The following is a 22,823-nucleotide window of genomic DNA, read 5'->3' as shown; positions in this document are numbered from 1 at the left end:
CGCCCGAGGAGATCCGCCGCTCATGCTCGACCCCGCCCGCCAGACGCCCGCCGCGCTGCCCGACGGCCACCCGCCGGTGCTGGCGGTGATCGTCGACACGGAGGAGGAATTCGACTGGACCCGCCCCTTGTCGCGCGCCAATCGGGGCGTGACCGCCATCGCGGGGGTGGAACCGGCGCACGAGGCGGTGTTCGACCCCCTGGGGCTGCGTCCCGACTACGTCATCGACTACCCCGTTGCTGCCGACCCGGCCGCCATGGCCCTGTTCCGGCGGCTGCAGGATGAGGGCCGGGCCAGCATCGGCGCCCACCTGCACCCCTGGGTCAACCCGCCGGAGACCGAGGCGGTCACCCCCGCCAACAGCTACCCGGGCAACCTGCCCCGTGCGCTGGAGGAAGCCAAGCTGCGGGTCCTGACCGACGTCATCGCACAAGGACTGGGGCGCCGGCCCACCCTCTACAAGGCCGGGCGCTACGGCGCCGGCCCCAACACGGCGGCGCTGCTGGAGGCCGAAGGCTACGAGATCGACGCCAGCGTCGTCCCCCACGTCTCCTTCGCCGCCGATGGCGGGCCGGACTTCCGCCGGCTCGGCCTGGCACCGTCGTGGTTCGGGACGCAGCGCCGCCTTCTGGAACTGCCCCTGACCAGCGGGTTCTGCGGTTTCGGCCGGCGGCTGGGGCCGGGACTGTACGGGCCGGTGACGTCTCCGATCGGGCGCCGCCTCAAGGCGCAGGGCATCCTCAGCCGCCTGGGCGTGATGGAGCGCATCCGCCTGACGCCCGAAGGCAGCACCACCGAAGAGATGCAGCGCCTGATCCGTGCGCTTCTGGCCGACGGGCACCGCATCTTCACGCTGACCTTCCACAGCCCCTCGCTGGTGCCCGGCCATACGCCCTATGTGCGTGACGGCGACGACCTGGCCGTGTTCCTGGCCGCCATCCGCGACACCGCCGCCTGGTTCCGCGACCACCTGGGCGGCACCTTCCGCACCGCCGGCGAGATCCGGGCGCTGTGCCGGGAGGCCGCCGCCGCCCCCTCCGCCATCCCATCCGCTTTCATGAAGAGGGCCTCATGATCCCGCACCGCCGCGTCGTCCTGTCCGCCGTGCTGCTTCTGGCCTCTGCCCTGCCGGCGCAGGCCTGGGACCTGAAGGTGGGGCCCGGCCTCTACTACACGCAGCCAAGCCAGGCCGCGAAGGACGCCAAGGACGGCGACCGGGTGCTCATCCAGGCCGGCACCTACGAGAACGACACCGCCACCTGGAAGGCCGCCGACCTGACCATTCAGGCCGTCGGCGGGCCGGTGCGCATCGTCTCGCGTGATGGCCGGGTGGCGGGCAACAAGGCGATCTGGGTCGTCCAGGGCGACCGCACCACCATCGACGGCATCCACTTCTCGGGCGCCCGCTCCAGCCACCACAACGGCGCCGGCATCCGGCTGGAGGGCCGGGACCTGACGCTGCGCAACTGCGGCTTTTCCGACAACCAGATGGGCATCCTCACCGGCCACGATCCCGAGGGCGTGGTGGTGATCGAACGCTGCCGCTTCGCCGACAACGGGGTGGGCATCACGCCGAAGAACCGCATCGGCCACAACATCTACATCGGCCGGCAGAAACGGTTCGAGATGCGGTTCTCCTCCTCCACCGGTGCCAACGTGGGGCATGCCGTCAAAAGCCGCGCGCAGGAAAACCACATCGCCTACAACCATATCGCCGACCATCGCGAGGGCCGCGCGAGCTATCTGGTGGACCTGTCGGAGGGCGGCGACAGCCTGCTGATCGGCAACGTCCTCCAGCAGGGACCGAAGTGGGAGAACGACACGCTGGTCTCCTTCGCCGCCGAGAAGAAGAGCAAGGCCGCCGGCACGTTGACCATGGCCTACAACACGCTGGTGAACGCCGCCGACCAGGGCTATTTCCTGCGCAACTACGCGCCTTCGGCAGCGGTGCTGGTCAACAACCTGCTCGTGGGTCCGGGAGAGATCGCCCAGGGACCGGTGGAGGCGCAGGGCACCGTCCGCCTGCCCGACGGGCCGGCGGACGCGCAGTTCGTTGATGCCGACGCCTTCGATTACCGGCTGGAGCCTGCGTCTCCCGCCGTCGACGCGGGCACCGAAACGCCGCCGCAACTCGCCCCGGCCTACAGCCTCGTCCACGGCACGGGCCGCGTGCAGGAGCGCCACACCGTCGGCGCCGCTCCCGACGCTGGCGCCTTCGAGGCCGAGGCACCCTAGGGCCGCCGCGCTTCCTCGGGGTAGGGCGCCAGGCTGGGCAGGAAATCGGCCGGGGAGCATCCGCCGGCGCGGTACTCGATGGCGCCAAGATCGGCGCCCCCGGCACTGCGGCGGCGGCCGCAGAAGTCGGTGTCGACCGACTCCAGCTTGAGCCCCGCCGCCAGCAGCGGCGGCACGTCGCGCAGGCGGAAGTCGGCGGCGTCGGGATGGGCATACCACGCCCGCATCTCCGCCGGCCGCCGGTCGGCGCTGAAGAAGCTGCCCAGCACGATGTTGTCGCCCTCGATCGCCGTGCCGCCCTCGCGCTCGTGCACGCGCCCGGCGATCACGTTGTTGCGCAGGCGCGCCGTGCTCTGCGGGTAGCGCACGTCGATGCCCAGCGTGTTGTAGAGCGTGTTGTGGGCCACATCGGTCCCCGCCGCCTTGTTCAGGTAGATGCCGACATCGGGGCAGTGCATGACGATGTTGTTGGTCATGCGCCCCTCGGCGTGCTCCACCCCGCCCTCGCAGGACCCGCCCCGGCAGTCGGCCCCGGCGGAACCGCCGCCCCCAAACGACAGCCCGACGCGGGTTTCGCCCTTCACGGGCACGGTCATGGAGCAAATGACAAGGTTGGCGTCGAACACGCCCCGCGCGCCGCCGCCCTTCATGAAGCCGGCGTAGGAAATCCGGTCGCCGCCCGCCTTGGCCATGTCGGCGATGAGCGAATGGCGCACGGTCCAGTCCGACGCGCCGACGATGTCGACGAAGGACACGGGCGAACTCGTCCGCCGCCGGTCTGTGGCCGCGAAGGTGGAGAACTCCACCAGCCCGGCGTCGGGATAGGCGCCGCGCAGGCCGTTGACCTTCAGGGGCGAGTTGAAGTCGACCATGCGGGTGTTGCGGATGATGGTGCCGCGCGCCTCGCCCACCACATGGAAGGCGTGCTCGCAGCGGCCGGGATTGCCGCAGGTGCCGCGGATGTCCAGGTTCTCGAACACCCAGTACGGGGCGCGGACGTGGAAGCCCTCCATCATGTCCAGGTTCAGCGTCACCGCCCCCAGGTGCTCGGCCCGCACGACGATGGGCGCGTCGGCCCGGCCGGCAGTGTCGAGGTCGATGCCGTGCCCGCGCAGATCGTAGGTGCCCGGCGCGATGAGAATCTCGCGCCCCGGCACCGCCTGCCGCAGGGCCCGGCTCAGGGTCTCGGCGGTGTTCACCACCACCGTGTCCGGCGCCGTCCGCCGCACCACGCCGGCCGTGGCCACCGCGAGGGGCGTGGGCTCGGGCTGTCCGCCACCGTAGAAAGGCGCGGGAAGGTGCAGGTCGGGGCTTGCGCCGGTGCCGCGCCAGTCGGCCAGCGTCACCCCGTCGGGAAAGGCCGACACCGCACCCGGCGACGGCCGCAGGGCATCGGCCAGCGGCGCCAGTGGTTCGCCGACGCTGGGATAGCGCACCTTCAGCACGTCGGCGGCATAGACCAGAAGCTCGGGCAGCGACCGGCCGGACTGGAGCCCCCGCATGATGCGGTCGGCGTTGGCCGCGCCCACGGCGCCGACGCCGACCACCGCCACGGCCGCCAGGCCCAGGATCAGCTTGCGCAGTCTCATGACGTGCCCTCCTTGTTCTCGCCCCCTTGCGCCGGCGGCGGGCACGGGATCAACAGCCGCGGCGGCCGGTCGTCGCGCCACGAGATGTTCACGCGCGGCGCCAGGTCCGACACCATGACCTGCAGGCGCGGCCCCAGCCGCAGGAACGTCGCCCGCCCCACTGCCGCCGCTCCCAGCGCCGCGTGGCTCTTGAGGGACGCGGCGTTGAAGGCACTGATCCGGCTGGCGGAAAAGCGCGCCCCGCGTTCGCGCAGAAGGCCGTTCGCGGCATCCCACAGGCGGCCGAAGGCGAAGCCCGTCCGGTGGTCGGGATGGACGTAGACGTCGAAGTCCCACGACGCGGCGCCCTCGGGCTCCCGCACATAGCGGCAGCGCACCTCGTCCTCGTCGAAGGGGCCGAGGCACAGCCACAGGCAGCCGATCACCCGGCCGTCCTTCACGGCCCCCAGGCACAGCGCGCCCTGATCGAAGCGGTAGTCCATGACCGCGCGGGTCAGCGGCAGGTCGAACAGCCGGGGGTCGTCGCGCGACAGCGGCTCGACCGCGATGGACCGGCCCCGGTGAGGCTTGAGCAACGGCCGCTCCGGCACCGGCTGCAGCACGATCACATAACGGTGCAGCCGGGCGATCCCGCCGGCGCGGCCGAGCGCCCGGCTGATCCAGTAGAGCACCGCGTTCGGCCCGCCCAGTTCGGCGACCGTCGCCCGCAGGCGGGCGGTCAGGCCGGGCGCGGCGGTGGCGGTCTCGGCGGCCATGGCTCTGCCCTCCCCCTATTCCGCGGCCCCGGCCACCGGCGCACGCACCCCCGCCGGACGGTCCCGGCGGCGGGCGAGCCAGCGGTGCAGGGTCACCAGGTCCCAGGCGATGGACAGCGCGCCGTCCCCCTGCGCCTCGGGCGCGGCCAGGGCCTTGACCTCGGCATCCAGGAACGCGGGCCGGAACAGGTTCTCGCGCTTGAGGTCGTCGATGGCCTCGCGCGCCATGGCATTGAGCGCCGGGTCGGTGCGCAGGAACTCCAGGTACGGCAGGCCGAAGCCGTGCTTGGGCTTGTCCAGGATGGCGCGCGGCAGCACCCCGGCGAAGGCGTCCTTGTAGAACCCGCGCAGCCGCCCGCCCTTGCACAGAAGTTCCGGCGGAAGGGTGGCGGAAAAGGCCATCACGTCGTCATCAAGCATGGGATAGCGCACCCGCACGCCGGCCATCGCGCACATGCGCCCGACCTTGCGCAGGTCGCCGTCGGCCAGCGTCAGGCGCAGGTCCAGCGCCATGAACCGCATGAGGTCGGACTGCGTCTCGGCCGCGTCCCAGATGTCGGTCACCAGCCGCTCGGGCGCCGTGCGGTCCACCTCCGCCAGCAGCTCGGGCGCAAGCACCGCCTCGGCCGGCAGGTGCGAGAGCAGCCCTTCCCGCGTCACCCGCACGGGCATGGGCAGGCGGGCCTGGGCGACGTAGCGGGCGGTCTTGCGGAACAGGGTCACATGGCTGTCGCGCGACAGGCGCCCGGCCACCGGCTCGATCAACGCCTTGCGCAGCACCCCGGGAATGCGGGTGTAGCGCTGGAAGACCCGGTCTTTCAGGTAGCGCGCGTTGCCGGCGAACAACTCGTCGCCGCCGTCGCCGGCCAGCAGCAGGTCCACCCCCGCCGCCCGCGCCCGCTGCGCGCACAACAGCGCCGGAACGGCCGAGGAATTGCCGAAGGGCTCGTCATAGGCTGTGGCGACGGCGTCGAACACCGCCGCCACGTCGGCGGGGCGGACGGTGGTGACGTCGTGGTCCAGGCCGAAATGCTCGGCGGTGATGCGGGCGTAGGCGCTTTCGTCGTAGGCCGCGTCCTCGAACCCGATGGTGAAGGCGCGCGCCGGCCGGTCGCCGTCCACCGCGTCGGCCAGAAGCCCCGCCACCGTGCTGCTGTCCAGCCCGCCCGACAGGAAGGCGCCCACCCGCTGCGGCGCCTCGTCCGCCACGGCGCGGCGCACGGCGGCGCCCAGGGTGCTGCGCAGACGTCCGGCCAGTGCCGCCTCGTCCGCCGCGCGGTCGGGGGCATAGGGCATCGTCCAGTAGCGCGTCACGCGGGTTCGCCCGGCCTCGTGCACCAGGCACTCGCCGGGCACCAGCTTGCGCACGCCCGGGCGGATGGTCTCCGGCGCCGGCACCCGGTCGACGAAGTAGAGATAATCGTGGAAGGCCTGCGGCGACAGCCCGTCGGCCGCCACCGCCGGATGGGCCGCCACGGCATCCACCGTGCCGCCGAAGACGACGCCACCGCCGGGCGTCTCGGCATAGGCCAGCGACTGCACGCCGGCGCGGTCGATGGCGGCCAGGGCCCGGCCCGTGGCGGGGTCCACCACGGCGACCGAGACATGCCCGGCCAGCCGCTCCAGAACGCCGGCGCCATGACGCCGCCACCCGTCCAGCAGGGCGGCCGCGTGGCCGTGGGCACGGGCGGTGGCGGCGAGATCCTCGTCCCGCCACCAGGGCGAGCCATCCCACACCGCCGCCAGCCCGTCGGCGGCGCGGAAGCCGCCGGCCGCGGCATGCACCGCACATCCGACCGCCCCCGCCGCGCCGGCGAAGGCCTGGCGGATCATGTCCGTCGGCTCGGGTAGGGCGTCGAGCATGGAGTGCAGCGAGCCCCGCGCATCCGGCACGGCGGGTCCGCCGATCCAGCCGCAGAAACCGCTCATGGTCGTCCTCCGCCGAAATCGGATTGCAGGTGGCCGAGGGTGCGCGCCAGCACCTGCGCCCGGTGCACCTCGGCGCTGAAGGTGTGGTTGGCGTCGGGCATGCGGTGCAGGGCGAAGGCGTTGCGGCCCTTGAAGCGGCGACGCACGCTTCTGCGCGCCAGCACCGTGTCCTCGAACTCCCGCGCCGTCAGGTCACGGCCGGACAGGATCACCGTCAGCGGCACGGACACGGCCTCCAGCGCCGCCGCCAGCCGATCGGGCAGCGGCGCCGGGCCGGCGGATTGCGTCGTCGCGCGCGCCCCTCCACGCGCCGCCCGCAGGCTTCCCAGCGCCTGGGCCGCCGCGCCGCGCAGGTCGACGCCGCCCGCCAGAAGCTTGCGCCAGAAGGCCGGGTTGAGCAGCCGCCGGCCGTAATAGTGCTTCACCCGCGCCGCCGCCGCGCCGGCGTCGCTGCGGGCCCAGGGGTTGAGGAGCACTGCTCCTGCCACGGCCGGATGCCGCCGCCGGTCCGTGTCGGCCAGATGGAAGGCGATGGCCGTGGCGCCGTCGCACAGGCCCCACAGCACCACCTCCTCAATCCCCGGCTGGTGCTCCATCAGCGCGTCCACGGCCGCCGCGATGTCGTCGCCGCAGTCCTCGAAGCCGCGGAAGTCGCCGCCGCTGTCGCCCATGCCCCGGTAGTCGAAGCGCAGGGTCGGCACGCCGGCCTCGGCCAGCGAGCGGGCGAGTGTCACGTACTGCCGGTGCGCGCCGGCGCGGTACTGCGGCCCGCCGACGACGATCACCACGCCGCGCCGCGCCGGGCGGCTGGTGCCATGCAGGATGCCCACCAGCACGGCGTCGCCGCAGGAAAAGGTGAGCGGGGTTTCCAGTCGGTGGCGGATGGCGTTCATGGCGTCGTCCCCCGCATGGTTCCATCCAGATGCACCGGCGGGGCCGGCGGCGGCGGCGCATGACGGGGGACCGTCACGACCTCCACCGTTTCTTCCAGCAGCGCCGGCGCGAGCGTGGTCTCCTCGATGGACCAGAAGGGCTCCCCGGCGACCTGCCGGATCTCGGCGTCGACGCGCCGGCGCATCCAGCCTTCCACCACCGCGCCCACGGCGGGCGGCACCGGCGCGGCCGGATCGGCGGCCACCTGAAGCCACGTCAGGCGCCCGCGATAGCCCTCGGCCATGTCCTTGAGCATCAGGCCGTCCAGATCGGCGGCCATGCCCGGCGTGACGGGGTAGCCGGCAACGTCCAGCGTCTCGCTGGCGGCCAGCCGGGCGCGCAGGTCCTTGACCGTCTCCCGCGCCCCCGCCTCCAGCCCGGCGGCGACCCGCACGCGCAGGAGCTGGCTGAGGAACATCTCGCCCTTGGTGACCGGGTGCCACAGCAGGGCGTGATCCAGCCCCTCCGCCCGCGCCAGGTCGAGCGCCAGCAGCGCCCCCGACCGCAGTCCCACCGCGCCCAGCGGCGTCAGCCCCTGCGCCCGCAGCCAGGCCGCGGCGGCGGCGGCATCGGCGCGCCAGTGGTCCCAGCGGGCGTCATGAAAGGCCCCGTCGCTGTCGCCCGTGCCGCGCGGATCGACCACCAGCAGCGCCTCGCCCGCCGCCGCCAGGCGCCGCCCCAGAAGCGCGGCCATGCGGCGGGAGCGGTTCATTTCCTCGGCGAAGGGCGGCAGGTAGACCAGCGCCCGCCGCGCCGCCCGCCCGGCATAGAGAACGGCGAACAGACGCCCCGACGGCCCGTCCAGGAACAGCGGGCGCGGCGCGGTTTCGATCGTGGCGGCGACGGGCGGGCTGAAGGGCATGGCGTCAGGCGGCCTCGTGCAGCTTGTCGTCGACCAGCGCGCACAGGCTGCCGACGGTCTCGAACACCTCCACCGACAGGTCGTCATCCTCAATCACGATGTCGAAGCGGTCCTCCAGCCCGGCGATGACGGTCGCCACCGCCATGCTGTCGAACTCGGGCAGGCTGCCGAGAAGCGGCGTGTCCGCCGTCAGGGTCTCGGCGCGCGGACCGAGTTGCAGGACCTCGCCGAGCAGGCTTTTGACGTGGTCGAGAGTGGTCATGAACGGAAAACCTCCTGATGCGGTGAAGGGCGCCTACGAACGGTCGCCCACGGCCCGGCAGCCGCCGTTCCGCGCCCGCTCGATGAGCGGCTGGGCAAAGCGGATGGGGATGGCATAGGTGATGCCGCTGGGCTCGCTGATGGCCGAAAGCTGGCGTTCGCGCGTGCTTTTCACGTAGACGCTGTTGAGGATGCCGATCACCCGGCCGTCCCGCTGGTCGTAGAGCGGGCTGCCGCTGTTGCCGGGATAGGCCGTTGCGTCCAGCTGGTAGATGTCGAAGTTGTTGCGCAGCCGCTCCAGCATGGCGGGGTCCAGAAGCTTGGGATCGGCCATGGGAACGGCCGCGGGCGCCACCGCCGAGACCATGCCCCGGTGGGTCACCGGGTGCAGGCCGACGGCGCTGCTGAGCGGATAGCCCGTGAAGGCGATGGGCAGCCCGGGGTCGACGACGGCGTCCACGTCCAGTCCCACCGCCGCCGGCAGGCGCCGGTCGCCTAGCACCAGCAGGGCCAGGTCGCGGGCGTCGTCGCGGCAGACGTGGGAGGGCGTGATGACCTCTACGTCGCGGGCGCTGCCGTCGCCCTTGTTGCGGATGACGGCAATGCGCTCGCGCCGCTGGTGGTCGAGCATGCGCGGCAGCACATGGGCGTTGGTCAGCACCATCGACCCGTCGCCGATGCCGAAGCCGGTTCCCATCAACTCGACCGGCGGGTGGCGCGACGGCTGGAAGGTCCCCACCGCCACCACGGCCGGCTCCATGCGCTGGACGATGGAGCGCAGATCGCGGTCCTGCGCCTGCGCCGGCGGCACCAGAAGCGTCGGCAGGGCGGCGGCCAGGGCCAGGATCAGGGCGGCGGCACGGGATCGACGGGATCGGATGGGCATGGGCGAAGGCCTCCGGACGCTCATTCCGCCGGCACCGCGAGGCGGGGGCCGGGCGGCGTGTCCGTTCCCAGGCTCACCGGCACCTCGGCCTGCTGCCGGCGCAGGAAGGCCTCGAACATCAGGACCGACCACAGGGCCGCCGAGTGGTCGTTGCGGCCGCTGATATGCTGCTCGGCCAGGGTGGACAGGAACGCCCGGTCGAACAGGCCGCTGTCGGCCAGGACCGGCCCGTTGACGGCCTCGCGCAGGCGGTCCTTCAGCGGTCCCCGCAGCCACTTCGCCAAGGGGACGGCGAACCCCATCTTCGGGCGGTAGAGCACGTCGTGCGGCACGTCGGGCTCCAGCGCCTTCTTGAGCACCGCCTTGCCCTCGCGCCCGATCAGCTTCATCTCCGGCGGCACCGTTCCCGCCCATTCGACGAAATGGTGGTCGAGCAGCGGCACCCGCACCTCCAGCGCCACCGCCATGCTGGTGCGGTCCACCTTGGTCAGGATGTCGCCGGGCAGGTAGGTCTTCATGTCGGCGTACTGCACCCGCGACAGCGGATGGTCGGTGGGTGCGGCCTCCATGTGCCGGCGCAGGACGTCGGCGGCGTGGTAGGCGCCCAGCCGCGCCTTGAGGCCGGGACTGTAGAGCCGCGCCCGCAGGTGGTCGGGCAGCACCGAGACGGCATGGAAGTAGCCCTCCACCGTCTCGCGGCCCAGCGCCTGGAAGGTGGTCTTGGCGCGCAGGGGCTTGGGCGCCCAGTCCATCTTGGGGTACAGCGCCCCGAGCGCGCCGAACACCGGCCGCCGCATGCCCGGCGGCACCAGCCCCCGCACGCGCTCTTCCAGGGCGTGCCAGCGGTGGCGGCGATAGCCGGCGAAGACCTCGTCGCCGCCGTCTCCCGACAGCGCCACCGTCACCTTCTCGCGCGCCAGTTGACAGACGCGGAAGGTGGGCATGGCCGAGCTGTCGGCGAAGGGCTCGTCGTACATGGCCGCCAAACTGTCGATCAGGTCGAAGCTGTCGGGATCGACCCGCCGCGTGCGGTGGTTGGTCTTCCACCGCTCGGCCACCTTGGCGGCGTGCGGGCTTTCGTCGTGGTCGACCTGGGCGAACCCGATGGAGCAGGTGTCCACCGGATCGCTGGACTGGCGCGCCATCATGGCGACGACGCCGCTGGAGTCCACGCCGCCGGACAGAAAGGCGCCCAGCGGCACCTCGGCGATCATGCGGATGCCGACGGCCTCCTTCAGACGTGCGCGCAACTCGCCCACCGCATCGTCCATGCGCCGCGGACCGCCGGCGCCGAAGGACACGTCCCAGTACTGGCGCGGGCACGGCGGCGCCGGATCGTCGCGCCGGATGCACAGGGTGTGGCCGGGCTCCAGCTTGTGGACGCTCTGGTAGATGGTGCGCGGGTCGGGCACGTAGCCGTAGGCGAAGTAGTCCTCCACCGCCAGTGGATCGATGGCGCGCGACAGGCCGGGATGGCACAGCAGGCTTTTCAGCTCGGACCCGAAGACCAGCGCGCCCCCGGTGGTGCGCGCCCAGTAGAGGGGCTTGATGCCCAGGCGGTCGCGGGCCAGGAACAGCGTATGGCGTCGGCGGTCCCAGATGGCGAAGGCGAACATGCCGCGAAAGCGCCTCACGCAATCCTCGCCCCATTCCTCCCAGGCGTGAACGATGGCTTCGGTGTCGCAGTGGGTGCGGAAGACATGGCCGCGCGCGCGCAACTCCTCGAACAGTTCGGCGAAGTTGTAGATCTCGCCGTTGTAGACGACCACCACCGAACCGTCCTCGTTGAACAGCGGCTGGGCGCCGCCGCCGACGTCGATGATCGACAGCCGGCGATGGCCCAGGCCGACGCCGTCCTCGGCGAACAGGCCGCCGCCGTCGGGACCGCGATGGTGCTGGCTTTCGTTCATGGCATGCAGCAGCGCCTGGTCGACCGGGTGATCGGCGCGGGCGTGGTAGATGCCGACTATGCCGCACATGGGTGTCTCCTCAAGCCTGTCGCCGCCCGCGTCAGCGGCGGGCCAGCGCGGGGATGCCGCGCGCCGCTGTCGCCAGCTGCGTGGACAGGGTCCGGTGGGCGCCGACGAAGGCGCGAATGCCGCCTTCCGCCGTCGCCTCGCGAAGGGGATCGGTGTATTCGGCCGACACGGCGATCACCGCGCCGGCGCCGCTGCCGCCGAACAGGACGGACCGCGCCTCCAGCAGCTTCGCCACCCGGTCGTCGCCGGTGTAGGTGCCGTCGATCCAGTACCAGCTCCACACGATGCGGCGCGTCTCGCCCTTGGCCAGGCGCAGCACGCGCACCTCCACCGGCTGGCCGTCGACGGTGACCGCCTCGCTGCCGGTGGACAGGCGGCGCCAGCCGGCGCCCGTCAGGTCGTTGCCGCGGTAGACCACCTCGCGACCCTGTTCCTGCTGCGGGTACCAGGCGACCACGCGGTCGACGGTCGCGCCCTTGGCCTCGAAGGCTTCGCGCACGGTCTCGCGCGCCCCCGGGAACACGGGCTCCCAGCGTCCCGAGTCAACGGGCGCCCATCCGTCGGGCGACACCAGGGCGAGCGGCTTGTGGATCACGCCGCCGGCAGCCTGCGCCTGACGGGCGGTTTCCGACGTCACCCAGGTGGGCAGGGCCAGCGCCACCACCAGTGCCACGGCCGTGCCGCCCAGCAGGCGGGCGGCGCTGAAGCGGCGCCGACGGGGGGCGTCGTCATCGCCCTCGGCGCGCGGCGGCGGGTCCTGGCGCATGAACCAGCCGGCCAGCGCCAGCAGGGCCATGACCAGCGAGAAAAAGATCCAGCCGTAGATCAGGTGGTCGACGCCCGTCGCCGCCTCGATCCCGGCACTGCGCGCCAGCATGATGATGCCGAAGGCGCGGAAGCCGTTGGCGACGATCGGCACCACGATGGACAGCCCGATGAACACCAGCCGGCGCGGCCACGTGCGGAAGAACATCCAGGCGAACAGCGTGCCGAAGGCGACACAGGCGATCAGGAAGCGCAGGCCCGCGCAGGCCTCGGCCACCTCGAACCGCCCGAAGGAGGTCGCCAGGATGACCCCGTCGCTGAACACCGGCACGTCGCTGGCGCGCAACAGGCGCACGGTCATCTCGGCCGTCAGGTCCTGCAGGTGCACCACCAGGAACTCGCCGAACGGCACGGCGAACAGCAGGAACGCCAGCGGAAACGCCATGCCCCAGGTGGCGCGCGGCCCCATCACCGTCAGCACAAGTCCCCAGATCATGCCCACAAGGCCGAACTGCTGGACGACGACGGCATGCACCGTCTCGCCCACCGTCCACAAAAGCGACGCGGCGGCCATCAGGGGCAGGCCCCAGGCGCTGGCCCGCGGGGTGAGGCGGGCGAGGTCGGCGCGCCGCTCCCAGATGAGGAACAGCACCACCGGCACGACGATCAGGCCGTGGTTGTAGGAGGCCGCGTTCCACCAGGTGGTCACGGTCGTGGTCACCGTCTCGGCGAAGGCCGCCAGCAACACCACCAGCCCGAACGCCACGGCCGCGACCGACGGCCGCCATGCCGAGGCGGACGTCGCCGCACCACGGGGCGCCAGTGCGGATGCAGACGGGGCCGCAGGCGATGCGTCCGACAGCGCCGGTGCCGGCGTTCGTGTCGCGTCTCGGGCGGGACCGGAGCGCGGGGGCGCGGCGGCGGTCTCCGCCGGCGCCGCTGGCGGGGCGGAGAGGTTCATGTGTAGCTGCCGTAGTAGTAGTACCCGTTGTACATGGCCTTGGTGCGCGCGCCGAACCGGGTACGCACCTTGTTCAAGACCAGCTGGATGTTGTCGCAGGCGCTCAGGGTGTCGAGCGCACCCTTGACCTCGCTCTCCGTGGTGCGCTCGGCCTCGACGATGAGCAGGATCTGCCCGACGTGGGGGCTCAGCGCGGTGCCCTCGGCACTGACCAGCGCCGGCGCACTGTCGAAAATGATGACGCGGTCCTTGTAGCGCTCCGCGATCTCGCGAATGATCTGGCCGGCCCGGTGGCTGGCCAGAAGCTCGGTGCCCATGGCGTGCGGCCGGCCGGCCAGGATCACCGACAGGTTGGGCACGTTGGTGCGCAACAGGACGTCGGGGACGCTGAGCGACGGGTCGTCCAGCAGATCCGTCAGGCCCTTTTCCGCCGAAACGCCGAGCGTCTGCCCGATGTTGGGACGGCTCAGGTCGCTGTCGACCAGCAGGACATGCAGGTCGCGCTCCTTGGCGATGCTCATGGCGAGATTGATGGAGGTAAAGCTCTTGCCCTCGCTGGGCAGGGCGCTGGTCACCATGATGAGGTTGTTCTTGCGCACCTCGCCGCGCCGATAGGTGACGGCCTGCTGCAACAGCGGGCGCTTGATCATGCGGTACTCCTCGGCGATGACCGAGCGGCTCGGGCGCGGCGTCACCATGCCCTCGGCCTGCAGGCGATCGAGGTCGATGGACACCTCCAGCGGCACATGGTCGGGCGCGCGGGGCCCGCCGCCGCTGCCGCCATGGCCGCCCCCGTCCCCGCCGCCGCCGGGACCGCGGCCGCCGCCGGACAGGCCCGGGCGAAGCTCCCGGCGCGGCGGCGCATCGGCCCCGCGCAGGTCGGACGTGGCGCCCAGCCGCTCCGCCGCCCGTTCGACCAGCGATCCCCGGCGCGGCGCGCGCGTCGGCTGGTCGCTGTCGGCGGAAGTCTTGTCCATCAGGCTCGTCATGCGTTTCCCCTGCGTTTCCCTGGTTGTCGGCACCCGCCGGCGGCCGGTCCGCCAGCGGCGGACGGCTCCAAAGGCGGGTGTCACTGCACCTTTTCGATAAGCGGCTGAACGCGCTGCATCACCTCGGCCTTCACCGAGTCGGGCACGGCATTGGGCAGGCCGACCTGCAGTTCGACGACCATCAGGCCGGCGTAGACCGCCACCAGCGCGGACAGGGCACCGCCGAAGGAGGTCAGGCGCAGCGAGCGGGCGAACCGGCTCTCATGGCTGACCATGGACACGCTGCCCAGCACCGGCAGGCCCACGATCTGGGCCAGACGCATGGTGCTGACGAAGTTGGACTGGAAGCTGGCCAGCAGCACCGCGATGCCCAGGCCCACGCCGAGCCCGGCGATCAGCACGCCCGACAGCAGCATGGGACGCTGGTAGCCGTCCGGCAGCACCGGCACCTGCGGCGGATCGATGACGCGGAACTGCACCTTGTCGGCGTTCATCTCCCGGCTTTCCGAGATGGTCGCGGTCTCGCGCCGCTCCAGAAGCTGTTCATAGTTGCGCCGCGCCATGGTGTAGTCGCGGTTCAGGCGGTCGAGCTGCCCCTGGATCTCGGGCATGCGGTCGACTTCCTTCTCCAACGCGGCCAGTTCCTCCTCCACCCGTGCCCGCGCGCCCACCAGGGCGGCGACCTGGGCCTCGGCGTCCACCAGCGACAGCTTGATGCTCTGGTAGAGGCTGTTGGGCATCTTCGGCACCGGCGGACCGGCATCCTGGGCGGGTCGGCCGGCGTCGGACCCGGCCTCGCCACCGCCGGCGACGGAGCCGTCGACGGCGGTTATCTCGTCGCCGAAGCCGGTGGCGGCGGCGAACTGCGCCGCGGCCATGGAACGCTCGCGCATCTCCTGCTCGTAGTCGGCCCGCAGCCGGTCGAGCAGCCGGCGGGCGGCGACCACGTCGGGATGCTGATCGGTGTAGTTCAGCAGCATCTCGTCGATTCGCTGCTCCAGGTTCATGATGCGCACTTCCGTCCCCGAGGGCGGACCGCCCGGCGCGCCCTCCACGGGCACGAATTCGGGAATTTCCGAAAGCTGCACCTCCATTTCGTCGGCCCGCGCGCGCGCCTCGACCAGACGGCTGTCCAGCGTCTTCAGTTCCTCGCGCTTGGCGTTGAGGTGATTGACGAAGGTGGTGTTGCCCGGGAGGTAGCCCAGGTACTGGGTCTTGAAGGTGTTGAGGCGCGCTTCCGCTTCGTTCATCTGCTGCTCGTATTTCTGCAGCTGCGAATCGATGAACTGGCGGGCGCTGTCGAACTCGCGCCGGGTGGAGCCGGCGTTGTTCTCCATGTAGATGCTAAGCAGCGCCTGCACGACCTTGTAGGCCGTCTGCGGGTCCTTGTCGGTGAAGCTGATCGTGAAGATGTTGGCGCGGTCGCGCGCCATGCGGATGCGGTCGCCCAGCGATCCCAGCAACTCGGCCATGGCGGTCTCGTTGCGGGCCTGGAGGTCCAGGTCCGTCATGCGGGCCACGCGTTCCAGGTTGGTGCGGCTGACCAGCGTCCGCTGCATCAGGTTGATCTGCTGCATCGGGTTGATGTCCACCGTCAGGCCGCGCAGCAGGGGCCGCAGCAGGCTGTCGGTGTCGATGTGGACCTTGGTCGCCACGCGGTACTCGTTGGGCACCATGGCGACGGCCGCCCACCCCAGCGCGCACAGAAGCCAGGCCACGCCCAGGATCTGCCACCGCCGGCGCCACAGGGCCGGCAGATACCATTGAAGCTGCGAGAGAATGTCTTTCATCAGCGTCCCGTTCCGATGTCGCGGCTGGTTGATCGGCCCCCGGGGCGGCGGCAGGCGCTTCCCGAGGGCGTTCACGAACAGGGGCGCCGCCGCTGGGCCGACGCGTGACCAGTCCTCGACATCTAAAGCCGCGGCGCGCTGTTCTGCCAATCCACCCGGCGGCTTAGTACACTTCACAGCAGTGCGGCATGTACTCCCTTTGCGACTGCCCTTAAGTCTTTGGGTGGCGGTTGCGCCAATACACGGGGCCGTCGATAATGCGACGATCACTACATGGGATTGGTGGAAATGAAACGGCCCTCGATTCTGATCAAGTCCATACTCCCGGCCCTTGTTCTGGGTCTCGCCGCCTGCGCGTCGGAGACCGCTGCGCCGCCCGACGTGCCGGAAGTCGCCGAACGCCCGACCTACGTGATCGGGCCCCAGGACTCGCTGAACATCTTCGTGTGGCGCAATCCGGACCTTTCGACCACGGTGCCCGTGCGTCCCGACGGGCGCATCTCGATCCCGCTGGTCAAGGAACTGGAGGTCGCCGGCAAGACGCCCGCCGAAGTCGCCGCCGACATTGAGGAGGAACTGTCACAGTTCGTCCAAGCGCCGAGCGTGACCGTCATCGTCACTTCGTTCGCCGGCCCCTACGATCAGCAGGTGCGCATCGTCGGCGAGGCGACCGAGCCCAAGGCACTCGCCTACCGCGACCGCATGACGCTGCTCGACGCCATGATTTCGGTCGGCGGCCTGACCGACTTTGCCGCCGGCAACCGTGCCGTGCTTGTCCGCGAGGATGATGCGGGAAACACGCAGAACTATACGGTTCGGCTTGACGATCTGCTTGAGGAAGGCGACATTTCCGCCAACGCCCGGCTGCTGCCGGGTGATATCATTATCGTTCCGCAAGCCTGGTTCTGAACACCGGGCACCGTTGCCTAAGGGGGGAGACGCCGTCCGATGTCCATGATCCGGGCCGCGCGCACGGCCGCTCGCCGCATGTCGGGAGCGCCATTGTGATCGTCGTGCGTACACCATCTTTCCCGGCGTCCGCCGGTCGGCTCCCGTCCCTTGCGCGGCGTCTCGCCGCACCCTCCGCCGCCTCGGCGATACTCGCCGTTCTGGCGCCGCTGGCCGTTGCGCCGGCGGCTGCCCAGGACCGGCAGGAGTTCCTGGGCCTCACCCCGGGTGACGTGCAGATCAATGCCTCGGGCTTTGGCGAGGTCACGCTGACCGACCGGGCCGGCGGCGCCGGCGGAACGGGCGACGACGCGTCTTCCGGCGACGTCATCACCACGGTCGGCGCCGGTGTCACGGCCTCGGTGGACGGTGCGCGATCCACTCTCGTGGGCACCTACCGGGCCAGCTACGACCAGTACCTGTCCCAGTCCGACCGAAGCGGCTATCGCCAGTCGCTGCTCGCCTCGGGCAACCACGAGCTGATCGACGAACACCTGTTCTTCGACGCCTCGGCCAGCATGTCGACGCGCTTCGCCGGACTGGGCGCGGCATCGGCCACCGACCGCGCGGGCGTCGGGAACCAGACGCAGGCCATCTCGTGGTCGCTGGGGCCCACCTGGCAGCAGCGCGTCGGCGGCTCCTTCGCCAACCTCAACGCCTCCTACAGGCTGGCGGGCACGGCCTTCTTCGCCGCCAGCTCCGGCGACGTCGGCGATTCCGAACGGCCGGACAACGGCATCATTCACAACGCCACCGTGGCGCTGAACAGCGGCAGCGACTTCACCCGCCTGCGTTGGAGCCTGGGCGGCAGCTGGCAGACGCAGACCGGCGGCGGCGACGACGGCGGCAGCGGCTCCCGCTCCGTCGTGGCGTCGACGGAATACCGCATCGACCGGCGCTTCGGCCTTCTGGGCAGCGTCGGCTACGACGACGTGCAGCTGACCGACCAGGCCGAAGGGGTTATCTCCGAGGCCGACCTGTCGGGCCTGTCCTGGACGGTGGGGCTGCGCTTCAACCCGTCGCCGCGCACCGACATGCAGGCCGAATACGGCCAGCGCTTCGGCGATCCCTACTACAGCGGCACGGTCAACTGGCGGGTAACGGCGCGCACCTCGGTGTCCGCAAGCTACCGGACCGACGTCCAGACGCTGCAGGAGGCGCTGCTGGTCGGCATTACGCCCGAATGCCTGAGCGCCGGCCTCTCGGCCGTGGGCGGCGAGGACGTGCCGATCACGGTGGACTGCCTGCTCGACCTGTTCAACACGGGCGTGCTGAGCCCCGGCGGCGTCGATCCCACCGCGCCCTTCACCCTGGTCGACGGCACCGCCCGCACCCAGACCTTCCGCGCCGCCATCAACACCCAGCGGGAGCGTACGACCTATTCCCTGAACGGATCGGTCACGCAGCGCGAGTTCACGATCAACGGCGCCGAGGACACCACCTACTCGGTCACCGGCACCGCCAGCCGGAACCTGGACGAGCAGACCACCGGCAGCGTCAGCATCAGCTACACCGCCAGCGACAACACCGTCACGGGCAACGAGGACACCGCCCTGGTTACGTCCGACGGTTCCACCTCCCTACGCGGAAGGCTCAGCCTCTCCCACCAGTTCGCCGACGATCTGAACGGGTCGGTCAGCTATAGTCACCTTCGCCGGGACGATAATTCGAATTCCGGCTCGACCAGCGAGAATGCTCTCGTCGCGCGATTCACGGTGACGTTCTAGGGCCTCCCGCCAGCACGCCGACGGCGCGCGTCGGGCCGGTGGAACGGCCGGACCGACGCGCGACGGGTCCACTCCCCCGTTGCGGAGGTGACCCTTGTACGTCGAACACTATGGCCTGTCGGGCCATCCGTTCCAGCTGACACCCGACCCTCATTTCTTCTTCGGCTCGACCGTCCACAACCGCGTCAAGTCCTACCTGACCTACGGCATCGCCCAGGGGGAGGGCTTCGTGATCGTCACCGGCGACGTCGGCGCCGGCAAGACGACCCTGGTCGGCCACCTGCTCGACACACTCGACCCCGACCGCTTCCGCTGCGCCAAGATCGTCACGTCGCAGATCGGCGCCGACGACGTGCTGCGCATGGCCGCCACCGGCTTCGGCCTGCAGCCTGAGCGCGGCGCCACGAAGGCCGAACTGCTGACGCTGCTGTCCGACTTCCTGGCCGCGCGGCAGGAGGCGGGGCAGCGCTGCCTTCTGGTGGCCGACGAGTGCCAGAACCTGCCCTTCGATGCGCTGGAGGAGCTGCGCATGCTGTCGAACCTGAGCGTCGACGGCGCGCCGCCCCTGCAGACCCTGCTGGTGGGCCAGCCCCAGTTTCGCGCCACTCTGGCGACCCCCAACCTCGAGCAGCTACGCCAACGGGTCATCGCCTCCTGCCACTTGGGGCCAATCGACGCCTCCGAGGTCGAGGGTTACATCAGGTACCGGCTGGAGGCGGTCGACTGGCGCGGCGACCCCGAGTTCACGCCCGACGCCATCGAGGCCGTCCACCGCCACGCCGAGGGCGTGCCGCGCCGGGTGAACATCCTGTGCTCGCGCCTGCTGCTGTTCGGCGCGCTGGAGGACCTGCACACGCTGGATGGGCAGGCGGTCACGGAAGTCGCCGAGGACATGGCGGCCGAAGGCGAGGCCGTGCTCGACCGCGAGGGCGCCGCCCGCGTGCCCGGCGCGCTGGTGCCGAGCACTGGCCGATACCACGGCAGCGGACCGGCGGATACGCCGGGCCCTCATGCCGGAGCGGCCACGCCGCTGCACGCCAGCGCCCTGCGCGACCTGGCGGGCCAGCCCGAGGAACTGGTCGCGGTCGTCGAGAACATGGAGCAGCGGATCGCCCACCTGGAGGACCGCGCCCGGCGCCACGACAAGGTGTTCCGCCGCACGCTCACCACACTGTCCGACCACCTGGAAGAATTCATCGACGGAATGAGGCCGAGGTCGCAGCCATGAACCAGATTACCGCCGCCGCCGCCGCCCGCGCCCAGGCCGCGCCGCCCCAGGTGTCGCGCCGGGAGGTGCCGCCGGCGGCGCCGTCGCGGCCCGGGCCGAGGCGGGACGCGCGCGGCCGCATCGTCAACGCCATGACGGTGGACGTGGAGGACTGGTTTCAGGTGCAGGCCCTGTCGGCCCATGTCGACCGCGACAGCTGGGACCTGCAGAACCGCCGGGTGGAACGCAATACCGACCGCATCCTCGCCCTCTTCGCCGAGGAAGGCGTGTCGGCCACCTTCTTCACACTGGGCTGGGTGGCGGAGCGTCACCCGCTGCTCATCCGCCGCATCGTCGATGCCGGGCACGAACTGGCTAGCCACGGCCTGGCCCATGTGCCGGTCCACGCCCAGAGCGCCGACGCCTTCCGCCGCGACATCCGCCACGCCAAGGCGCTGCTGGAGGACACCGGCGGCGTGGCGGTACACGGCTACCGCGCCGCCACCTTTTCCATAGGGTCCCGGACACCGTGGGCCCATCAGGTGCTGGCGGAGGAGGGGCATTCCTATTCCTCCAGCATCAATCCCATCCGCCACGACCTGTACGGCGCGCCCGATGCGCCGCGTTTCCCGCACTGCCCGCGCGAGGCGCCGGACGGCTTCTGGGAAGTGCCCATGACCACCGTGCAGGTGCGCGGGCGCAACCTCCCCTGCGCCGGCGGCGGGTTCTTCCGCCTTCTGCCCTACGCCGTATTCCGCGCCGGATTGCGCCGGGTGAACCTGGGCGAAGAGCGCCCGGCCGTGTTCTATTTCCATCCGTGGGAGGTCGATCCCGGCCAGCCGCGCATCGCCGGCCTGCCCTGGCGGTCGGCGTTCCGCCACACCGTCAACCTGGGCCGCACCGAGGCACGGCTGAAGCGCCTGCTGCGGGATTTCGCCTGGGACCGCATGGACCGGGTGCATCCGGGCCTGGTTCCGGCGGACGGCTGACGCCGCGCCTGATCGTCCGCCCGACGCCGCCGCCACGCGCCTCGCCGCACGGGAGCCCGCAATGCTGTCCTATTCGGTGACGGAGTTGACCGAGCCGCGCGACGTCGCGCGCTGGGATACCTTCGTCGACGCCTGTCCGGAAACCACCTTTTTCCATCGCGCCGGCTGGAAGCCGGTCATCGAGCGAAGCTTCGGCCAGCGCTGCTATTTCCTGATGGCCGAGCGGTCCGGCTCCATCCGCGGCATCCTGCCCCTGACGCTGGTGAAAAGCCGCCTGTTCGGCACCCGGCTGGTCTCCACCGGCTGGTGCGTCGGCGGCGGCGCGGCGCTGACGGAGGACGCCGCCCTGGCCGCCCTGGACGCGGCGGCGGAAAGCCTGATGCAGCGCACCGGCGCGGCCTACATCGAGGTGCGCGACCCCGCCCGGCCGCACGCCCAGTGGCCGCGCAAGGACGGCCTGTACGCCACCTTCGCCCGCACCACCGAGGCCGACGAGGACGCCTGCCTCAAGCAGATCCCGCGCAAGCAGCGGGCCGTCGTGCGCAAGGCGCTAAAAAGCGACATGACCTGGCGGCGCGATGACGACGTGGACACCTGCTGGACCCTTTACGCCCGCTCCATGCGGGGGCTGGGAACGCCGGTCTTCGCCCGCCGCTACTTCCGCACCCTGAAGGACACGTTCGGCGACGCCTGCGACGTCCTGACGGTCAGCACGGCGGAAGGGGCGCCGCTGTCGTCGGTACTGAACTTCTATTTCCGCGACCGCGTGCTGCCGTTCTACACCGGCGCCGCGCCCGAAGCGCGGACGACCGGCGCGGCGGACCTGATGTACTACCGGCTCATGCGCGACGGCGTGGCGCGCGGGTATCCCGTCTTCGACTTCGGGCGCAGCAAGGTCGACACCGGCCCCTTCGCCTTCAAGAAGAACTGGGGCTTCACGCCGCGCCCGGTCGTCCACGAGTTCCGTCTGCGCGAGGGCGAAGCCATGCCCGACGTCAATCCCAACAACCCGAAGTACCGGCGCATGATCGCACTGTGGAAGCGCCTGCCGCTTCCGGTCGCCAACACCCTGGGTCCGTGGATCGGCCGGCAGGTGGGATAGGTCCGGCGCCCCGGCGGACGAAGTGGCTACGCCAGAAGGCGTGTCGGCAGGCGTTGCACCTCCTACACGGTAGAACCGAAGGGCGTTTGAAGCGGGACGGCGGCGGACCTATCGTCTTGGTATCCGCAGCCCCACGGGAAACAGGTCACCATGAGCGCGAACAGCGAGCATCACGATGACGCCACGCCCACCGGCGCGGACGGCCGTGCCGGACCGCCGGCCGCCGCGACCGGCACCGGTCCCGCCCGGCGCCGCTTGCTGCAGGCAGGTCTGGGCGCCGCACCGGTCATCCTGACCCTGACCAGCAAGCCGGCGTTCGCGCAAACGGTCACCGACCGCAGCTCCATGGAATCCATGTCCACCTGCGCGTCCGGTGCAAGCGAGGCCTGCCTGGAAGGCCAGACGGTGGAACATTGGCGCGGCCGCTTCCTGACCAGCACCGACACGACCACCACGGACACGACCACCACGGACACCACGACCACGGACACCACGCTCGCCACCTTCAGCACGACCGAGACGACGGACACCACCACCACCGACGGCGCGGACACCTCTTCGACCGGCGACCTGACGTTCAAGTGGCTTTTCGGCGAGCGCTGGGTCGACGTGAACAACAGAAAGTGGCAGGGCAACCCGACCATCGGCGACGTGCTGCACATGGACCCCTCGCTCAGCGAAGGCACGGCCACCGACGACGCCGACCACCTGGGCAAGCGCCTGGTGGCGGCCTACCTGAACGCCATGTCGCTGGACTACCCCATGACGCCCGAAGCGGTCCGCGCCCTGGGTGCGGTGGCCGTCAGCGGCAGCGGCACCTTCGCGCCGTTCGAGGGTACGCTGATAGAGTGGGGCCCGCGGGAATGCAGGGGCTACGTGACCAACACCATCGCCCTGTACTAGAGCCGGCCGCACC

At 71.1% G+C, this 22,823-nt stretch carries 19 protein-coding genes; 8 read left to right on the top strand and 11 right to left on the bottom strand.

What is annotated here, in order from left to right; all coding sequences use genetic code 11:
* The first annotated feature begins 22 nt into the window (after nucleotides 1-22).
* The gene (locus C882_RS00605; protein WP_009538576.1) at nucleotides 23-1,075 is read left to right on the top strand and encodes a polysaccharide deacetylase family protein; all 1,053 of its coding nucleotides are present in this window, start codon (nucleotides 23-25) and stop codon (nucleotides 1,073-1,075) included.
* Nucleotides 1,072-2,235: a right-handed parallel beta-helix repeat-containing protein gene (locus C882_RS00600; RefSeq protein WP_009538575.1), complete on the top strand. Its 1,164-nt coding sequence runs from the start codon at nucleotides 1,072-1,074 to the stop codon at nucleotides 2,233-2,235. Before C882_RS00605 ends, C882_RS00600 begins: the two co-directional genes overlap by 4 nt.
* Here C882_RS00600 and C882_RS00595 read toward each other — a convergent pair.
* The 11 genes from C882_RS00595 to C882_RS00545 all read right to left on the bottom strand — a co-directional run bounded on the left by C882_RS00595 (nucleotide 2,232) and on the right by C882_RS00545 (nucleotide 15,934).
* Nucleotides 2,232-3,824 (bottom strand): polysaccharide lyase domain-containing protein, encoded by a 1,593-nt coding sequence (locus C882_RS00595; protein ID WP_009538574.1) that lies wholly within the window; start codon nucleotides 3,822-3,824, stop codon nucleotides 2,232-2,234. The genes C882_RS00600 and C882_RS00595 overlap by 4 nt on opposite strands.
* Nucleotides 3,821-4,579 carry a GNAT family N-acetyltransferase gene (locus tag C882_RS00590; RefSeq protein WP_009538573.1) on the bottom strand — a complete coding sequence of 253 codons (759 nt, stop codon included), beginning with the start codon at nucleotides 4,577-4,579 and terminating at the stop codon, nucleotides 3,821-3,823. Before C882_RS00590 ends, C882_RS00595 begins: the two co-directional genes overlap by 4 nt.
* 15 nt (nucleotides 4,580-4,594) lie before the next feature.
* Nucleotides 4,595-6,508, bottom strand: coding sequence for an asparagine synthetase B family protein (locus tag C882_RS00585; protein WP_009538572.1), 1,914 nt, complete (start codon nucleotides 6,506-6,508; stop codon nucleotides 4,595-4,597).
* Complete coding sequence (locus C882_RS00580; RefSeq protein WP_043642757.1) at nucleotides 6,505-7,401, bottom strand: hydrolase 1, exosortase A system-associated; 897 nt, start codon at nucleotides 7,399-7,401, stop codon at nucleotides 6,505-6,507. Before C882_RS00580 ends, C882_RS00585 begins: the two co-directional genes overlap by 4 nt.
* Nucleotides 7,398-8,303 carry a hydrolase 2, exosortase A system-associated gene (locus tag C882_RS00575; RefSeq protein ID WP_009538571.1) on the bottom strand — a complete coding sequence of 302 codons (906 nt, stop codon included), beginning with the start codon at nucleotides 8,301-8,303 and terminating at the stop codon, nucleotides 7,398-7,400. Before C882_RS00575 ends, C882_RS00580 begins: the two co-directional genes overlap by 4 nt.
* A gap of 4 nt (nucleotides 8,304-8,307) precedes the next feature.
* A complete protein-coding gene (locus tag C882_RS00570) occupies nucleotides 8,308-8,565 on the bottom strand; it encodes an acyl carrier protein (protein ID WP_009538570.1) in 258 nt (85 codons plus the stop codon).
* Between the two features lie 33 nt (nucleotides 8,566-8,598).
* Nucleotides 8,599-9,450, bottom strand: coding sequence for a S1 family peptidase (locus tag C882_RS00565; protein ID WP_009538569.1), 852 nt, complete (start codon nucleotides 9,448-9,450; stop codon nucleotides 8,599-8,601).
* Between the two features lie 20 nt (nucleotides 9,451-9,470).
* Complete coding sequence (locus tag C882_RS00560; RefSeq protein WP_009538568.1) at nucleotides 9,471-11,429, bottom strand: XrtA/PEP-CTERM system amidotransferase; 1,959 nt, start codon at nucleotides 11,427-11,429, stop codon at nucleotides 9,471-9,473.
* 31 nt (nucleotides 11,430-11,460) lie between these two features.
* A complete protein-coding gene (xrtA, locus tag C882_RS22740; RefSeq protein WP_009538567.1) occupies nucleotides 11,461-12,960 on the bottom strand; it encodes an exosortase A in 1,500 nt (499 codons plus the stop codon).
* Nucleotides 12,961-13,151: 191 nt separating this feature from the next.
* A complete protein-coding gene (locus C882_RS00550; RefSeq protein WP_009538566.1) occupies nucleotides 13,152-14,144 on the bottom strand; it encodes an XrtA-associated tyrosine autokinase in 993 nt (330 codons plus the stop codon).
* Between the two features lie 80 nt (nucleotides 14,145-14,224).
* The gene (locus C882_RS00545) at nucleotides 14,225-15,934 is read right to left on the bottom strand and encodes an XrtA system polysaccharide chain length determinant (RefSeq protein WP_043642753.1); all 1,710 of its coding nucleotides are present in this window, start codon (nucleotides 15,932-15,934) and stop codon (nucleotides 14,225-14,227) included.
* Between the two features lie 273 nt (nucleotides 15,935-16,207).
* On the opposite strand from C882_RS00545, the gene C882_RS00540 reads away from it, so the two are divergent.
* The 6 genes from C882_RS00540 (at nucleotide 16,208) to C882_RS24495 (ending at nucleotide 22,810) form a co-directional block, all read left to right on the top strand.
* On the top strand, nucleotides 16,208-16,843 hold the full coding sequence (locus C882_RS00540) for an XrtA/PEP-CTERM system exopolysaccharide export protein (protein ID WP_009538564.1): 636 nt from the start codon (nucleotides 16,208-16,210) through the stop codon (nucleotides 16,841-16,843).
* A gap of 95 nt (nucleotides 16,844-16,938) precedes the next feature.
* Nucleotides 16,939-18,609 carry a TIGR03016 family PEP-CTERM system-associated outer membrane protein gene (locus C882_RS00535; RefSeq protein WP_009538563.1) on the top strand — a complete coding sequence of 557 codons (1,671 nt, stop codon included), beginning with the start codon at nucleotides 16,939-16,941 and terminating at the stop codon, nucleotides 18,607-18,609.
* A gap of 94 nt (nucleotides 18,610-18,703) precedes the next feature.
* Nucleotides 18,704-19,837 (top strand): XrtA/PEP-CTERM system-associated ATPase, encoded by a 1,134-nt coding sequence (locus C882_RS00530; RefSeq protein WP_009538562.1) that lies wholly within the window; start codon nucleotides 18,704-18,706, stop codon nucleotides 19,835-19,837.
* Nucleotides 19,834-20,805 (top strand): XrtA system polysaccharide deacetylase, encoded by a 972-nt coding sequence (locus C882_RS00525; protein ID WP_009538561.1) that lies wholly within the window; start codon nucleotides 19,834-19,836, stop codon nucleotides 20,803-20,805. Before C882_RS00530 ends, C882_RS00525 begins: the two co-directional genes overlap by 4 nt.
* A gap of 61 nt (nucleotides 20,806-20,866) precedes the next feature.
* The gene (locus tag C882_RS00520; protein ID WP_009538560.1) at nucleotides 20,867-21,907 is read left to right on the top strand and encodes a FemAB family XrtA/PEP-CTERM system-associated protein; all 1,041 of its coding nucleotides are present in this window, start codon (nucleotides 20,867-20,869) and stop codon (nucleotides 21,905-21,907) included.
* Nucleotides 21,908-22,057: 150 nt separating this feature from the next.
* Nucleotides 22,058-22,810, top strand: a complete 753-nt coding sequence (locus C882_RS24495) for a hypothetical protein (RefSeq protein WP_009538559.1) — start codon at nucleotides 22,058-22,060, stop codon at nucleotides 22,808-22,810.
* The last annotated feature ends 13 nt before the right edge of the window (nucleotides 22,811-22,823 follow it).

The sequence above is a fragment of the Caenispirillum salinarum AK4 genome, assembly GCF_000315795.1.
In the GTDB taxonomy this organism is placed as follows: Bacteria; Pseudomonadota; Alphaproteobacteria; order Rhodospirillales; family Rhodospirillaceae; genus Caenispirillum; species Caenispirillum salinarum.
Note: the sequence above shows the minus strand (reverse complement) of the source record. Positions and strands in the feature narration are given on the sequence as shown.

What these genes read in the sequence shown, in the direction of transcription:
- C882_RS00605 (WP_009538576.1), top strand. Translation starts at nt 23, where the DNA reads ATGCTCGACCCCGCCCGCCAGACGCCCGCCGCGCTGCCCGACGGCCAC.
- C882_RS00600 (WP_009538575.1), top strand. Translation starts at nt 1,072, where the DNA reads ATGATCCCGCACCGCCGCGTCGTCCTGTCCGCCGTGCTGCTTCTGGCC.
- C882_RS00595 (WP_009538574.1), bottom strand. Translation starts at nt 3,824, where the DNA reads ATGAGACTGCGCAAGCTGATCCTGGGCCTGGCGGCCGTGGCGGTGGTC.
- C882_RS00590 (WP_009538573.1), bottom strand. Translation starts at nt 4,579, where the DNA reads ATGGCCGCCGAGACCGCCACCGCCGCGCCCGGCCTGACCGCCCGCCTG.
- C882_RS00585 (WP_009538572.1), bottom strand. Translation starts at nt 6,508, where the DNA reads ATGAGCGGTTTCTGCGGCTGGATCGGCGGACCCGCCGTGCCGGATGCG.
- C882_RS00580 (WP_043642757.1), bottom strand. Translation starts at nt 7,401, where the DNA reads ATGAACGCCATCCGCCACCGACTGGAAACCCCGCTCACCTTTTCCTGC.
- C882_RS00575 (WP_009538571.1), bottom strand. Translation starts at nt 8,303, where the DNA reads ATGCCCTTCAGCCCGCCCGTCGCCGCCACGATCGAAACCGCGCCGCGC.
- C882_RS00570 (WP_009538570.1), bottom strand. Translation starts at nt 8,565, where the DNA reads ATGACCACTCTCGACCACGTCAAAAGCCTGCTCGGCGAGGTCCTGCAA.
- C882_RS00565 (WP_009538569.1), bottom strand. Translation starts at nt 9,450, where the DNA reads ATGCCCATCCGATCCCGTCGATCCCGTGCCGCCGCCCTGATCCTGGCC.
- C882_RS00560 (WP_009538568.1), bottom strand. Translation starts at nt 11,429, where the DNA reads ATGTGCGGCATAGTCGGCATCTACCACGCCCGCGCCGATCACCCGGTC.
- C882_RS00550 (WP_009538566.1), bottom strand. Translation starts at nt 14,144, where the DNA reads ATGACGAGCCTGATGGACAAGACTTCCGCCGACAGCGACCAGCCGACG.
- C882_RS00545 (WP_043642753.1), bottom strand. Translation starts at nt 15,934, where the DNA reads ATGAAAGACATTCTCTCGCAGCTTCAATGGTATCTGCCGGCCCTGTGG.
- C882_RS00540 (WP_009538564.1), top strand. Translation starts at nt 16,208, where the DNA reads ATGGGATTGGTGGAAATGAAACGGCCCTCGATTCTGATCAAGTCCATA.
- C882_RS00525 (WP_009538561.1), top strand. Translation starts at nt 19,834, where the DNA reads ATGAACCAGATTACCGCCGCCGCCGCCGCCCGCGCCCAGGCCGCGCCG.
- C882_RS00520 (WP_009538560.1), top strand. Translation starts at nt 20,867, where the DNA reads ATGCTGTCCTATTCGGTGACGGAGTTGACCGAGCCGCGCGACGTCGCG.
- C882_RS24495 (WP_009538559.1), top strand. Translation starts at nt 22,058, where the DNA reads ATGAGCGCGAACAGCGAGCATCACGATGACGCCACGCCCACCGGCGCG.